Genomic DNA, 14,526 nt, shown 5'->3' on the forward strand with positions numbered 1-14,526 from the left:
CCTCCGATCTCAAGTGCCAACGAACTCATTTCCCGGCAATACCTCTCTCTACCGCTTCATATGCGGCATAGCCAAAACACTAAATGCTTGCAATGAAATCCGCCTCGGTGCCCCGATAGCGCTAAACACACAGGAGGCTGTGCGTGTGGGCCCCGGGGTCAGGGCTCAGGCGCATTGCCGTCAATCCAGCAATAGCGAGTGGGTGGCGCCGACGACACTACGCGGTCAAACCGTGCGAACCGGGAGGCAGACCGGCCATTCAATCGCCCCCCCCTGTACACCCTGTAATTCGCCTCCCCTCCGGCACGGTCCTTGAGCGGGCGGATCAAACGTTCTACATCGAGAATCCAGAAGGAGTAACCCAAGGCGTCTGCCACCCCGTCCCAAATGTGACTTTGTGTATCGACGATGTCAGGAAGTGGATTCACATCGAGGGCCTGGCCGTATCCCTGAAAGTGCATCACGACCAAGTCCCCGTGCTGGATACCCGCGCCCGGGCCTGTATTCGGGTCAATGCGAATTTCGACGCCGAACCAGATTTTGGGTGTGCAGGCGCACGTCATATATCTGTTCGGGTTCACTATCGGTTCGGAGTCAGCCTGCGGAAAGCGCGGCCGCATATAAGTCGGGGCGGGCAGCCCCACTTCCAGCGCGGCCTGCGCAACCAGGGAAAACTCTGGGTTGAGATTACCGGCGCGATCGCGCAGCCGGTAGAAGCAAAAAACAAAAGCAGCACCCGGGAAGTTCTGGAAAACCGTATTAGGGACATTCACGAATATTTGCCCAGTAGCACTGGTCAGCGGCGGGGAAACCACAGCAGGAGCACCGGTCGGTAACGTGTTCATATCCGAAAAATACATCAGTATTTCATCACCAATCTCACGTCCCAGATAACCTCCGGGAACTTCCATGGGCACCAGTGGCGTCATGCCCAAGTAAGCGTCAGTGATCGGATCAACCGGAAAAATGGCCGGTGGCAGCGGCCCTCCCACCCCAGGCGCATCGCGGTCTATTCGGAGCAGTGTGGGCTCAGAAGTATCGTAATTTTGTGAGGGTGGCGGGTCGAGATAGACTCGAAAACGGAGATCGACAATCGCACTTCTCAGCAGGAAAGCCTGGGGAATTTCAAATGGATAAGGAAAGTCCTCAGGGGTGAGTGGGCCATCCAGTCGCAAGGCCGGTAGCACTTCGACGGGTGCGGCGCTGTGGTCATCCCACATGGGTACGACGTAATGAGTCTCGCCAGCTTCGGGCAGAAAGGTCCATGGAGTAACGATTTCGCACTCCAGATTGTTGAAATAGTACTGCGCAGGCACTAATCCATCTGGCTGCGCGCGAATCACCCGGGGGCCATCAAAAGCCAGGACGGCCTCAGAACCAGCAGCAACCTTACCCGCCTGTGATTTTTTGGGCTTTGATTTTATCGATTTTGGCTTGCTCATGCCGCCCTCCTATGGACCCAACATCCAACACGCTTAATGCGGTAATGCCATTAACTTGAAGCCGATTGAACACCCGAAACGCCCGCCCGGATACTGTCAGAACTAACAGGTGCAATTGCCACCCGTCGGACTCATCAACCTGAACACGGTGTCATCCTGCGAATTTCCTCTTGACTGCAAGCAATGGCTGGTGTCTTCTGAAACCGGTTTCAGTGCAATCCGAATTCCAATAAGAAAGGCTCCACCGTGACTTCATTTTCCGCCGCCCAACGCAGCCGCGTGACCATGCTCGACGTGGCCCAACACGCTGGCGTGTCCAAGGCCAGCGTGTCGCGCTTTATCGGCGACGACCGCGCCCTGCTCTCCGATGCCATCGCCCTGCGCATCGAACACGCCATCGAACAACTCGGCTACCGCCCCAACCAGATGGCCCGTGGCCTCAAACGTGGGCGCACGCGCCTGATCGGCATGTTGGTGGCCGATATCCGCAACCCCTATTCCATTGCCGTGATGCACGGTGTCGAAACCGCTTGCCGTCAACACGGCTACAGCCTGGTGGTGTGCAACACCGATCGTGACGACGAGCAAGAACGCCAGCACCTGGCGGCGCTGCGCTCGTACAACATCGAAGGGTTGATCGTGAACACCCTCGGCCATCACCTCGACCAGTTGCTGGAACTGCAGCGGGAAATGCCCCTGGTGCTGGTGGACCGCAAGGTCGAACCGCTGCACAGCGACCTGGTCGGCCTGGACAACCCGGCGGCGGTGCGTATGGCGGTGGAGCACCTGGAGCAACAGGGTTATCGCGATGTGCTGATGGTGAGTGAAGCCACCGATGGCACCAGTTCGCGCCTGGAGCGCCTGAACAGTTTCAAGGCTGAAATCGCTAGCCGCCCGGCATTGACCGGCGCTGTGTTGGAGTTGGATGAAACGCTGCAAAAACACCTGAAAACCTTTCTCGCAAAACCTGGCCCCAAGGCGCTGTTCTGCGCCAACGGTGTCGCGGCGTTGGCCTGCACCCGCGCACTGAAAACCCTCGGTTGCAACCTGTTTGATGACATCGGCCTGATCGCCCTGGATGACCTGGAGTGGTATCCGCTGGTAGGCACGGGTATCACCGCCCTCGCCCAGCCCACCGAAGCCATCGGCGCCAGCGCATTTGACTGCCTGCTCAAGCGCTTGCGCGGCGATACCGAGCCGACACGCACCCTGGACTTCCTGCCCCAACTGATCATCCGAGGCTCCACAACCCCCTTGTAGGAGCCGGCTTGCCGGCGATGGGGCTCTTGAGGCAAGCGTCCATTTCAAGGACGCTATCGCCGGCAAGCCGGCTCCTACAGATGTTGGTTTACGTATAAAAATGAAACCGGTTTCAGAGGTAAACAACAATGCATAAATACTCCGTCTCCATCAGCCTTTCCAGCTACGGCGCCGAGCTGGTACGTCAGCAGGGCCAGCTTAGTTTCGTCGAGGTCCTCGCCGCCGCCGGCGCCCAGTGCATCGAATGGCGCGAAGAGCTTTTAACGGACGAACAGCCCACCGAACTGGCCCAGGCAGCAGCGCAACAGGATTTGAAGTCGGTGTTCTCATCGCCTTTGGAACTGTGGGTCGCCGGCCGCGCCCAAGCGAATGCCGAACTCGCGGCCACCCTGGATCGGGCGCAAGCGTTTGGCTCACGCTGGCTGAAAGTCTCCCTCGGCTACTTCACCGACACCAACGACCTGGAAAGCCTGCACGCCCTGCTCAACCGCCACCCGGTCCGCCTGTTGGTAGAGAACGACCAGACCCTGCACGGTGGCCGCATCGAACCCATGCAGCGCTTTTTCACCGAAGTGGAACGCCTGGGCCTGCCGGTTAAGATGACCTTCGACATCGGCAACTGGCAGTGGCAAGACCAATCCGCCCTCACCGCCGCGCGCCTGCTGGGCCGCCATGTGGATTACCTGCACTGCAAGGCGGTGGCGCGGCGTGCCGACGGCAAGCTGGTCGCCCTGCCGCCTGGCGCCACCGACCTGCATCTGTGGGAACAACTGCTCAAGCACATGACTCCAGGTATTAGCCGGGCCGTGGAATTCCCGCTGCAAGGCGATGACCTGGTCGCGGTCACTGCGCAGCAGGTCGCCACCCTCACCCTGCTGGGCCAACCTCGTTCGGAGCATGCGCATGTCTGAGATCGATATCCTCTCGTTTGGTGAAACCATGGCGATGTTTGTCGCCGAACAGACCGGCGATTTGGCCCAGGTGGCTCAGTTCCATAAACGGATTGCGGGTGCCGACAGCAATGTCGCCATCGGCCTGTCGCGCCTGGGTTTCAACGTCGCCTGGCTGAGCCGAGTGGGCAATGATTCGCTCGGGCGCTTTGTGGTCGACACCTTGACCCAGGAGGGCCTGGATTGCCGGCATGTGGCGGTCGATCCGGCACACCCCACCGGTTTTCAATTCAAGTCTCGTGAAGAAGCGGGCGATGATCCCCAGGTGGAGTACTTCCGCAAGGGTTCGGCGGCCAGTCAGTTATCTATCGCCGCCATCAGCCCTGCCCTGCTGCAAGCTCGCCATCTGCATGCCACCGGCATTCCGCCCGCATTGTCCGAGGCGACGCGCGAGTTGTCCGTCGAGCTGATGACGCAGATGCGCAAGGCCGGGCGCAGCGTGTCGTTCGACCCCAACCTGCGCCCGTCGTTGTGGGCCAGCCAACAAACGATGATCCGTGAAATCAACACGCTCGCGGGACTGGCCGACTGGGTCTTGCCGGGCCTGGGCGAAGGCCGCCTGCTCACCGGTTTCGATGACCCGGCCGACATCGCCGCGTTCTACCTCGACCAGGGCGCCGAAGCCGTGGCGATCAAGCTCGGCCCGGATGGCGCCTACTACCGCACCCAGATGGACCAGGGCTTTGTCGCCGCCGTGCGGGTGGAAAAAGTCGTGGATACGGTCGGTGCCGGCGACGGTTTTGCCGTGGGCATGATCAGCGCCCTGCTGGAAAACCTCAGCTTTCCCGAGGCGGTACAGCGCGGCAACTGGATCGGCAGTCGCGCCGTGCAAAGCCGTGGCGATATGGAAGGCCTGCCCGCCCGTTCAGAGTTACCGATCCGATCCGTTGCCTAACCCACTACCTGTTGCCACAACTACAACAAGCTCAGGAGCAACCCCATGGAAACCGTGAAACTCGCCACCCGCCGTTGGTGGTACATCATGCCCATCGTTTTTATCACCTACAGCCTGGCCTACCTGGACCGCGCCAACTATGGCTTTGCCGCCGCCTCCGGGATGGCCGAGGACCTGATGATCACGCCCGGCATGTCGTCATTGCTGGGCGCGCTGTTTTTCCTTGGCTACTTTTTCTTCCAGGTGCCGGGGGCGATCTACGCGCAGAAACGCAGCGTCAAGAAGCTGATCTTCGTCAGCCTGATCCTGTGGGGCGGCCTGGCCACCCTGACCGGCGTGGTGTCCAACGCCTACATGCTGATCGTGATTCGCTTCATGCTCGGCGTGGTCGAAGCCGCCGTGATGCCGGCGATGCTGGTGTACCTGTGCCACTGGTTTACCCGTGCAGAACGCTCGCGCGCCAATACCTTCCTGATCCTCGGCAACCCGGTGACCATGCTGTGGATGTCGGTGGTGTCGGGCTATCTGGTGCAGCATTTCAGCTGGCGCTGGATGTTTATCATCGAAGGCCTGCCGGCCGTGCTGTGGGCGTTTATCTGGTGGAAGCTGGCCGATGAGCGTCCAAAGGATGCCAAGTGGCTGAGCGACTCTGAGAAACAGGACCTGGAAACCGCGCTGGCCGCCGAGCAAGTCGGGATCAAGGCGGTGAAGAACTACGCTGAGGCGTTCCGTTCGCCCAAAGTGATCATCCTGGCCCTGCAATTTTTCTGCTGGAGCATTGGCGTGTACGGCTTTGTGCTGTGGCTGCCGTCGATCCTCAAGCAAGGTTTGCAGATGGACATGGTCGAGGCCGGCTGGTTGTCGGCGCTGCCTTATTTGGCGGCGGTAATTGGCATGCTGGTGGTGTCGTGGGGCTCGGACAAGCTGCAAAAGCGCAAGCGTTTCGTATGGCCGCCGCTGCTGATTGCCTCGATTGCTTTCTACGCGTCCTACGTGCTCGGCGCCGAACACTTCTGGTGGTCCTACACCTTGCTGGTGATTGCCGGGGCCTGCATGTACGCGCCGTACGGCCCGTTTTTCGCGATTGTCCCGGAGATCCTGCCGGCCAATGTCGCCGGGGGCGCCATGGCGTTGATCAACAGCATGGGGGCCCTGGGTTCATTCGGCGGCTCGTACCTGGTGGGCTATCTCAATAGCAGCACCGGTTCGCCCGGCGCTTCGTACCTGCTGATGAGCGGCGCGTTATTGCTGTCGGTGGTACTGACGATTTTTCTCAAGCCCGGCGCGAGTGACCGCACGCCGGCGCCCAATCTGGAATTGAAGGTAAAGACCGCATGAAAAAGTCTGTCGTGTTGTACAAGAAACTCTCCGCGCCACTGATGGCCCGCCTGCATGAACAGGCCGAGGTGACGCTGATCGAAGCGCTGGATGACACCGGCCTGGCCAAGCTGCGCGACGCCCTGCCCGGCGCCCACGGTCTGCTGGGCGCCAGCCTGCGTCTGGATGCCAAGCTGCTTGATCTGGCGCCGCAGCTGGAGGCCGTGGCCAGCGTTTCGGTCGGCGTCGACAACTACGACATCGACTACCTGACTGGGCGCGGCATCCTGCTCAGCAACACCCCCGACGTGCTCACCGAAACCACCGCCGACACCGGTTTTGCGCTGATCCTCGCCACCGCCCGGCGTGTGGTCGAGCTGGCCGACATGGTGCGCGCCGGTCAATGGAACAAAAACATCGGCCCGGCGCATTTCGGCAGCGATGTGCATGGCAAGACCCTGGGCATCATCGGCATGGGCCGCATCGGTGAAGCCTTGGCCCAGCGTGGGCATTTTGGTTTTGGTATGCCGGTGATCTACCACAGCCATTCGCCCAAGCCGGCGGTGGAGGCACGTTTCGGCGCGCAGTACCGCAGCTTGAATGACTTGCTGCAACAGGCCGACTTTGTTTGCCTGACCTTGCCACTTACCGCCGAAACCGAAAAGTTGATTGGCGCAGAACAGTTCGCGCTGATGGGTCCGGAGACGATCTTCATCAATATTTCGCGGGGCAAGGTGGTGGATGAGGCGGCGCTGGTGGAAGCGTTGCAGCAGCGCACCATTCGGGCGGCGGGGTTGGATGTGTTTGAAAAGGAGCCGCTGGATCACAGCTCGCCGTTGTTGCGCTTGAACAATGTGGTGGCGACACCGCATATCGGCTCGGCCACCCATGAAACGCGGGAGGCCATGGCCAAATGTGCGGTGGATAATCTGTTGCAGGCGTTGGCCGGTAAGCGACCAAAAAACCTGGTGAATGCAGCAGTGTGGAAAAACTGATTTTACTGTGGTGAGCGAGCTTGCCTCGCGCGGGGCAAGCCCGCTCACCACAAAAAGCAGGTTCCTGACGCATTCAGATCACAAAACGCGCCACCATCCCATTCAAATCCACCGCCAGGCGCGACAGTTCGTGGCTGGCCGCACTGGTCTGGTTGGCACCGGCCGCCGACTGGGTCGCCAGGTCACGGATGTTCACCAGGTTGCGGTCCACTTCGCGGGACACCTGAGCCTGCTCTTCCGACGCGCTGGCGATCACCAGGTTGCGTTCGTTGATCAGGCTGATGGATTGGGTGATCTGCTCCAGGGCCACACCGGCGGCGCGGGCCATTTCCAGGGTGTCCTGGGTGCGCTGGTTGCTTTGCTGCATCGATTGCACGGCTTCACCGGTGCCGTTCTGGATGCCGGCGACCATTTTCTCGATTTCCTGGGTCGACTGCGCGGTGCGATGGGCCAGCGCACGCACTTCGTCTGCCACCACGGCAAAGCCACGCCCGGCTTCACCGGCACGGGCCGCTTCAATGGCGGCGTTCAGCGCCAGCAGGTTGGTCTGCTCGGCAATCGCGCGGATCACGTCCAGCACTTTACCGATGTCGCGGCCTTGGGTGGCCAGGCCTTCAATCATCGCAGCGGTGTTTTGTACGTCTTGGGTCATGGTCTGGATCGCGCCGACGGTTTCCACCACACGGTCGCGCCCTTCACGGGCAGCCTGGTTGGACTGGCTGGACGCTTCGGAGGTGGACACCGCGTTGCGCGCCACTTCTTCCACCGCCGCCGTCATCTCGTTGACAGCCGTGGCCGCCTGATCGATTTCGTTGTTCTGTTGCTGCAAGCCTTTGGAGGCTTCTTCAGTGACCGCGCTCAACTCTTCCGCTGCCGAGGCAAGCTGAGTGGCCGAGCCGGCGATCTGCTGGATGGTCTGGCGCAGGTTGGCCTGCATGGCCGCCAAGGCGCCGAGCAAGCGCGCCGGTTCGTCCTTGCCGTCATCTTCGATGGCTTTACTCAGGTTGCCACCGGCGATGGTTTCGGCAACCTCCACGGCTTTGCGCAGCGGCGTGACAATGCTGCGGGTCAACAGCCACGCCAGCAGCACGGTGAGCAATGCCGCAGCCACGGAAACTGCAATGACGCCGGTGATGGCGCCGTCGTAACTCTGCCCGGCTTCAGCGTCAGCGGTCTTGGCATCGGCCGCGTTGATGGCGATGAGCTTGTTCAGTTGCTCGCCCATCTGGTCGGTGCCGTCCTTGATGCGGCTGTTGATCAGTGCGCGCATCTCATCCACTTTGCCCTGCCTGGACAGCGCGAGCATGTCGGCCTGTGCCTTGAAGTAGTTGTCCAGCGTGACCACGAAGGTTTTGTACAGCGCGGCTTCTTCCGGGCCGGCAGGTAGAGCTGCGTAGCTGGCTTGGGCCGTCTTGACCTTGTCGGCGAGCACGCCCATGCGGGTTTCAGCCTCTTGCAGGCTGGCCGGCTCGCGGTTGACCAGCACGCGGAACGACAGGATGCGCAGGCGTAGCACATTCTCGGTGATGATGCCCAGCGAGGTCACGCTGGGCAGTTGGGTCGCGGTCATTTCCACTGAGGATTGGCGAATCTGTGCCATGCGGTTGACCGCAAACACCCCCAGTAAAACCACTAACAACGCAATGAATGCAAAACCGAGGAACGCTCGAGGGGCAATGTTCAACTGGCGCAGGGACATAGGGAGTGCTCTCAGAAGGAGTGTTTGCGAGCGTCCCTGCCGCGAAACGATCAGTCGGCGTCAACGCGCCGTTCCGACCTGTGGTCACCACTGTTGTCGTTGGTATGTGGGCCTATCCTCGATATCGGCAGGGCATGGGGTTTCCCGCAGGTCATTCATAAATATTTTTTTACACTTCTGACGACCGGCGCTTTCTGGCATCCTGCGCCTCCATTTTCTGACCCGAGCCCGTATTTTGTCTGACGCTCAAGCCCCCCGCCCGCGCTATAAATCCGACCTGATCTACGGCCTGGAAGACCGCCCGCACTTCACTGCGGCGATTTTTGCCGCGTTGCAGCACGTGCTGGCGAGTTTCGTCGGGATCATCACCCCCACGCTGATCGTCGGTGGCGTGCTGGGCCTGGAAAGCGAAGTGCCGTACCTGGTGAGCATGGCGCTGTTCGTGTCGGGGCTCGGCACCTTTGTGCAGGCGCGCAAGTTTGGCCCGATCGGTTCCGGGCTGTTGTGCCTTCAGGGCACCAGCTTTTCCTTTATCAGCGTAATTCTCAGCGCGGGCTTCATGGTCAAGGCGCGGGGCGGCGGCACCGATGAGATTCTCTCGACGATCTTTGGCATTTGCTTTTTCGCCGCGTTTATCGAGGTGGTGCTGAGCCAGTTCATCGGCAAGCTGCGCAAACTGATCACCCCGGTGGTCACTGGCACCATCATTACCTTGATGGGTTTGTCGCTGATCAAAGTGGCGGTTACCGACATGGCCGGCGGTTTCGGCGCCAGCGACCTCGGTGCCGCCAGCAACATGGGCCTGGCGGCGCTGGTACTGCTGACCATCGTGGTGCTCAACCGCTTCAACAACCCGTTCCTGCGCCTGGGCTCCATCGTGATCGGCCTGACCCTGGGCTTTGTCGTGGCCTGGCTGATGGGGCGCGTGGACATGGCCGCATTGCCCCAGGTGCCCTTGATCAGCGTGCCGGTGCCGTTCAAATACGGTTTCTCGTTCGACTGGGTGGCGTTTATCCCGGTGGCGGTGATCTTCCTGATTTCGCCCCTGGAAGCGGCCGGTGACCTGACCGCCAATTCCATGATTTCCCAGCAGCCGGTCAAGGGCCCGCTGTACATCAAGCGCATCAAGTCGGGCCTGTTGGCCGACGGCCTCAACTCGGCGATGGCAGCCACCTTCAACAGCCTGCCGATGGTGACTTTCGCCCAAAACAACGGGGTGATTCAGTTGACCGGCGTGGCCAGCCGCTATGTGGCGTACTTCATCGCCGGTCTGCTGGTGCTGCTGGGGCTGTTCCCGATGATCGGCGCGGTGTTGCAACTGATGCCCAAGCCGGTACTGGGCGGCGCGACCCTGATCATGTTCGGCACCGTGGCCGTGGCGGGCATCAAGATCCTCGCCGAAGCCGGGCTGCACCGCCGCAATGTGCTGATCGTGGCGATTTCCCTGGGCATGGGCCTGGGCGTGGCCGCCGTGCCGGAAGTATTGCGCGACCTGCCCAAGGCGCTGCACAACATCTTCGAGTCGCCGATCACCGTGGGGGCTTTCTGTGCAATCCTGCTGAACATTTTCCTGCCGGAAGAGTTCATAGAGCTGGAAGAAGATGAATTTGATCCAGAGTCCTCGACCCTCAAAGTGATGCAGGACCCGGACGTCACGAAATAGGAGCACTTTTATATGCGCAAGCTCATGGTTCTATCGCTGTTGCTGCTGACCCTGAGCGCCTGCGCGCTGTTCCCCAACCGTGACCCGGTGAACATCAACGTGGTGGGCATCGAGCCCCTGCAGAGCCAGGACCTGGAAGTGCGCTTCGCCGTGAAGCTGCGGGTGCAGAACCCCAATGAAACCGCGATCGACTACAACGGCGTGGCCCTGGACCTTGAGGTCAATGGCCGGCCGCTGGCGTCAGGGGTGAGTGATCAACGCGGCTCCATCCCACGCTTTTCCGAGACCGTGCTCATGGTGCCGGTAAGTGTTTCGGCGTTTTCGGTGTTGCGCCAAACCCTGGGCCTGAGCCAAACGCAGAGTTTGAACAACCTGCCTTATGTGCTGCGGGGCAAACTGGCGGGTGGGCTGTTTGGCACGATGCGCTTTGTTGACCGTGGCACACTGGACCTGCCGAATACGGCCACCTGGTAAACGCCATGCAACCGACTGCATTGGAACGGACGCTATCGCCGGCAAGCCGGCTCCTACAGGGGCTATCGTGTTTTAGTCGGTGATGTAGCGCACGCCTGGCTTGGCGCGCTCATCCACCACCAGTTCGAATACATCCGGCCGGGCGTAGTGGCCCACCACGTCGTAGTCATAGCGCGCGCGCACCAATTCATCGGTATTGATTTGCGCCGTCAACAGCCCGGCTTCTCCCAGCAACGGTCCCGCCAGAATGTCGCCCATGGGCCCGACAATCACGCTGCCCCCCGCAATCAACGGGCGTTCGGCAGGCCAATTGGCGACCTCAATCCCCAGCGCTGCCGGCGACGCCTGTACCTGGCACGCGCTCACCACAAAGCAGCGCCCTTCATGGGCCACATGGCGCATGCTCACCTGCCACATCTCGCGTTCATCTACCGTCGGCGCACACCAGACCTCAACGCCCTTGGCATACATCGCCGTACGCAGCAACGGCATCATGTTTTCCCAGCACACCGCGCCGCCCACACGCCCCACTGCCGTATCGATCACCGGCAGGGTCGAGCCGTCGCCCTTGCCCCAGATCAGCCGTTCTGTACCAGTGGGCATAAGCTTGCGATGCTTGGCCACCAGCCCACCCGCCGGCTCGAAATACAGCACGGTGCAATACAGCGTGCTACCGCTGCGCTCGATCACACCGAGAACAAGGCTAGCGCCCGTGCGCGCCGACAGTCCGGCCAGCGCCTGCGTTTCAGGGCCCGGCACATCGATAGCATTGGCAAAGTAGCGCGCGAAGGCTTCGCGCCCCTCCGGCAGGCGATACCCCAACTGCGTACCAAACGCCTCACCTTTGGGATAGCCACCCAGCAACGCCTCGGGCATTACCACCAGTTGCGCACCGCTGCGCAGGATCTCGTCTTCATAACTGAGGATCTGCGCCAGGGTTTCGCCCTTGCCATCAGGCAGGGAACCGATTTGCAGGGCCGCCACAGTAGAAACAGGCATCGTGTTCACTCCAGGTAATGGGGGTTGCCCATTCTCCCGCCAGCCTCGATCATGAATAAAGCCCACCTCAGTGCTGAATGATATGAGCCAAATCAATATCGCCCAGGTCGATCTCAACCTGCTGAAAACCTTTGAAGCCCTGCATGACGAGTCCAGCGCCAGCCGCGCGGCCTTGCGCCTGGGCGTGACGCAGTCGGCCATCAGCGCGGGGTTGCGGCGCTTGCGCGAGGTGTATGGCGATCAATTGTTCGTGCGCACCGGGCGTGGCCTGGCGCCGACCCTGAGGGCCAACCAGTTGAAACCGCTGATCAGTGAAGCACTGGATCGCTGTCGGCAGAGCCTGGCCATGGTCGACCCGGACAATCAGCAGTATCAGGGGCGCTCCGTAGTGCTGGGGCTGTCGGATGATTTCGAGATTGCCTACGGCCGCAGGCTGATGGATGAGATCGCCCGGCGCGCACCGAAACTACGGGTGATTTTCCGCCAGACCCATAGCCAGATCGTCGCAGGCGCCCTGCTCGACCGCACCTTGGATCTTGCGATCACAGCCGGTGGCTTTGCCCAGGGCCGGTTAAGTCGCCAAGTATTGGGAGAAGGCGATTACCGCTGCCTGGTGGATTCGGATCAGGCCAGCATCAGCCTGGACGAGTTCATCACTCGCGAGCACGTACTGGTGTCGTCAGGCGGATTCATAGGGATCACCGATGAGGGTTTGGCCGCGCAAGGGCTGAGCCGACAAGTGTGTGCGTCCACCAGCCACTTCGCGGCGCTGCCTTTTCTGCTCAAGGGCAGCCAGGCGGTGGCGACCATTCCAGGCCATGCCGCCGAGGCCATCGGCGCGATGACCGGGTTGCGGGTACTGGCCTGCCCACTGGCCCTGCCACGCTACCCGGTGGAGTTGGGCTGGCGCACTCAAGCGCAGCTCGATCCGCTGCTGCTGAAAGTGCGTGAAGCGATTGTGGCGAGCTTTACTTAGCCGCCGCCATCAACTTGTTGACCTCACTGCGTACCATGTTGGAAAACTCCGGCGGCGACATGCCGTCAAGTTCGGCGCGCACCCACTCGGCCCACTTGCCCTTGCGCTTGGCGCGCTCACCGAACAAGCGGGCCGCTTCGCCCTTGGCCTTGCCCAGGTTGGTTTGCCACAGGTCATAGAGGCGGGACTTTTCATCTTCCAGCTCGGCACGTTCGGCGAGGGTCTTGTTGGCCAGATTGAAGCTCATGTTGATTTACCTGCTGCACAAATAGGCGACATCTTACACTGTAGGTCGAATTTTCCTGATCCGGATTTTGCTCGAAACGGCCGGCCGGCAAAAAAACTGCAACTTTTGCCAACGCCCGATACTCCATTGTTCACTGCCACATTCACTCGCAAGGAGTCACACAATGGCCCGCAAAACTGCTGCCCAAGCCGTCGAAGACCAAATCAAGGACCAAGCCTTCAGCGAACTCACCGCGCTGATCGAAGAATCGGACAAGCTGCTCAAAAGCAGCGCCTCCCTGATCGGCGAGGAAGGTGAAACCCTGCGCGAGCAGGTCGCCATCAAACTCAAGCAAGCGTTGGACTCGGTGTCCAATGTGCGCGAGCGCAGCAAGCCTGTGGTCGATGCCACCGAAACCTACATCGGTGGCCACCCATGGCAGACCGTGGCGATTTCTGCCGGTTTCGGCCTGGTCGTAGGCCTGCTGCTCGGCCGTCGCAACTGAAACAATCGGGGCTGCGCAACAGGCGCAGCTCCGTTTAACCTTCCGCCAGTGCCTGCAACTGCCTAAGTTCTTTCGTGTCCATTTCAATACCTGTCTGCTGGGACTTCGCGCGCGTGCGATGACGTCGATCCCCCGGCAACCGCCGCAACCCCGCTGCATGCATCTGCCGCACCAGTTCCTGGCTGCGCTCGGCGAAGCTTTGCCCGGCGGTTTTGCTCGGGTCGATCACAATCACCAACTGGCCGGTCCAGGGCGTACGTGCCCCCGGATGCTCCGACCAATTGAACTCGAACGAAAAGTTACCGCCCGTCAACGCCGCCGCCAGCAACTCGACCATCATCGACAGCGCCGAGCCCTTGTGCCCGCCAAACGGCAATAGCGCCCCGCCTTCAAGAATGGCCTTGGGGTCCTGGGTCGGCTGACCCAGGCTGTCGACGCCCATGCCCGGTGGCAGGCGCTCGCCTTTGCGTGCGGCAATCTGCACGTCGCCGTGGGCGATGGCGCTGGTGGCGAGGTCAAACACAATGGGAGGGCCGTCCGCCCGTGGTGCAGCGAACGCAATCGGGTTGGTGCCGAACAACGGCCGGTCGGCGCCATGGGGCACCACACAGGTCATGCTATTGACCACGCTCAACGCCACCAGGCCTTCTTCGGCGAAGGGCTCGACGTCCGGCCACAACGCGGCGAAGTGATGGGAGTTATGAATCGCCAGCAGCGCAATGCCGGCACTGCGGGCCTTGTCGACCAGCAGTGAGCGGGCTGCAGCCAGCGCCGGTTGGGCAAAACCATTCGCCGCATCCACCCGAACAAAGCCACTGGCAACGTCTTCAACGATGGGCACTGCCTTGCCGTTGACCCAACCACTGTTCAACGTCGACACATAGCCAGGCACGCGAAACACCCCGTGACTATGGGCCCCGTCACGCTCGGCGCTGGCGCAGTTCTCGGCCAGTACCTGAGCCACCGATTCAGACGCGCCGTGCCGCAGAAGGATGCGCTGCAACAGTAGCGTCAATGTCTCGTAGCTCAGGTGCGTGGTTGAAACGTCGTGATCCAAAGGCGATGCAGACATCGGTAGCTCCCGTTTAATTATTGGAAGGGGCACTGCGTACGAACAATCGGCAG

At 61.1% G+C, this 14,526-nt stretch carries 14 protein-coding genes; 9 read left to right on the top strand and 5 right to left on the bottom strand.

The features are described from left to right. Positions 1-158 precede the first annotated feature (158 nt). Entirely contained in the window at positions 159-1,442 is a 1,284-nt protein-coding gene (locus WH299_RS22120) for a hypothetical protein (protein ID WP_339551296.1), read from the bottom strand. A 246-nt stretch (positions 1,443-1,688) separates the two neighbouring features. On the opposite strand from WH299_RS22120, the gene WH299_RS22125 reads away from it, so the two are divergent. The 5 genes from WH299_RS22125 (at position 1,689) to WH299_RS22145 (ending at position 6,859) form a co-directional block, all read left to right on the top strand. Next, positions 1,689-2,702 (top strand): LacI family DNA-binding transcriptional regulator, encoded by a 1,014-nt coding sequence (locus WH299_RS22125; protein WP_339551298.1) that lies wholly within the window; start codon positions 1,689-1,691, stop codon positions 2,700-2,702. A gap of 128 nt (positions 2,703-2,830) precedes the next feature. After that, positions 2,831-3,613, top strand: coding sequence for a sugar phosphate isomerase/epimerase family protein (locus WH299_RS22130; protein ID WP_339551300.1), 783 nt, complete (start codon positions 2,831-2,833; stop codon positions 3,611-3,613). Continuing rightward, positions 3,606-4,547 (top strand): sugar kinase, encoded by a 942-nt coding sequence (locus WH299_RS22135; protein ID WP_122726165.1) that lies wholly within the window; start codon positions 3,606-3,608, stop codon positions 4,545-4,547. The genes WH299_RS22130 and WH299_RS22135 overlap by 8 nt, the downstream gene beginning before the upstream one ends. Positions 4,548-4,592: 45 nt before the next feature. Further along, on the top strand, positions 4,593-5,885 hold the full coding sequence (locus WH299_RS22140; RefSeq protein ID WP_122726163.1) for an MFS transporter: 1,293 nt from the start codon (positions 4,593-4,595) through the stop codon (positions 5,883-5,885). Then, positions 5,882-6,859 carry a 2-hydroxyacid dehydrogenase gene (locus tag WH299_RS22145; protein ID WP_126571543.1) on the top strand — a complete coding sequence of 326 codons (978 nt, stop codon included), beginning with the start codon at positions 5,882-5,884 and terminating at the stop codon, positions 6,857-6,859. Before WH299_RS22140 ends, WH299_RS22145 begins: the two co-directional genes overlap by 4 nt. A 73-nt stretch (positions 6,860-6,932) precedes the next feature. Here WH299_RS22145 and WH299_RS22150 read toward each other — a convergent pair whose 3' ends face one another. Continuing rightward, positions 6,933-8,558 (bottom strand): methyl-accepting chemotaxis protein, encoded by a 1,626-nt coding sequence (locus WH299_RS22150; RefSeq protein ID WP_122726159.1) that lies wholly within the window; start codon positions 8,556-8,558, stop codon positions 6,933-6,935. 235 nt (positions 8,559-8,793) lie between these two features. On the opposite strand from WH299_RS22150, the gene WH299_RS22155 reads away from it, so the two are divergent. Together WH299_RS22155 and WH299_RS22160 are read left to right on the top strand one after the other, a co-directional pair. Then, entirely contained in the window at positions 8,794-10,221 is a 1,428-nt protein-coding gene (locus tag WH299_RS22155) for a nucleobase:cation symporter-2 family protein (protein ID WP_028615910.1), read from the top strand. 12 nt (positions 10,222-10,233) lie between these two features. Then, positions 10,234-10,695 carry an LEA type 2 family protein gene (locus WH299_RS22160; RefSeq protein ID WP_016979398.1) on the top strand — a complete coding sequence of 154 codons (462 nt, stop codon included), beginning with the start codon at positions 10,234-10,236 and terminating at the stop codon, positions 10,693-10,695. Between the two features lie 72 nt (positions 10,696-10,767). On the opposite strand, the gene WH299_RS22165 is transcribed toward WH299_RS22160, so the two are convergent. Continuing rightward, positions 10,768-11,694: a carbon-nitrogen hydrolase family protein gene (locus tag WH299_RS22165; protein WP_122726157.1), complete on the bottom strand. Its 927-nt coding sequence runs from the start codon at positions 11,692-11,694 to the stop codon at positions 10,768-10,770. A gap of 82 nt (positions 11,695-11,776) precedes the next feature. Here WH299_RS22165 and WH299_RS22170 point away from each other — a divergent pair, with 82 nt between their 5' ends. After that, positions 11,777-12,670, top strand: coding sequence for a LysR family transcriptional regulator (locus WH299_RS22170; RefSeq protein WP_339551303.1), 894 nt, complete (start codon positions 11,777-11,779; stop codon positions 12,668-12,670). Here the strand turns inward: WH299_RS22170 and WH299_RS22175 are convergent. Further along, positions 12,663-12,917 carry a hypothetical protein gene (locus tag WH299_RS22175; RefSeq protein ID WP_003190904.1) on the bottom strand — a complete coding sequence of 85 codons (255 nt, stop codon included), beginning with the start codon at positions 12,915-12,917 and terminating at the stop codon, positions 12,663-12,665. The genes WH299_RS22170 and WH299_RS22175 overlap by 8 nt on opposite strands. Before the next feature lie 163 nt (positions 12,918-13,080). Here WH299_RS22175 and WH299_RS22180 point away from each other — a divergent pair, with 163 nt between their 5' ends. After that, entirely contained in the window at positions 13,081-13,401 is a 321-nt protein-coding gene (locus WH299_RS22180) for a DUF883 family protein (RefSeq protein ID WP_064452711.1), read from the top strand. Positions 13,402-13,435: 34 nt separating this feature from the next. Here the strand turns inward: WH299_RS22180 and WH299_RS22185 are convergent, their stop codons facing one another. Then, positions 13,436-14,473, bottom strand: coding sequence for an Ldh family oxidoreductase (locus WH299_RS22185; protein ID WP_122726153.1), 1,038 nt, complete (start codon positions 14,471-14,473; stop codon positions 13,436-13,438). Positions 14,474-14,526 lie beyond the last annotated feature (53 nt).

The sequence above is a fragment of the Pseudomonas sp. MYb541 genome (assembly GCF_037479595.1).
GTDB lineage: Bacteria > Pseudomonadota > Gammaproteobacteria > Pseudomonadales > Pseudomonadaceae > Aquipseudomonas > Aquipseudomonas canadensis.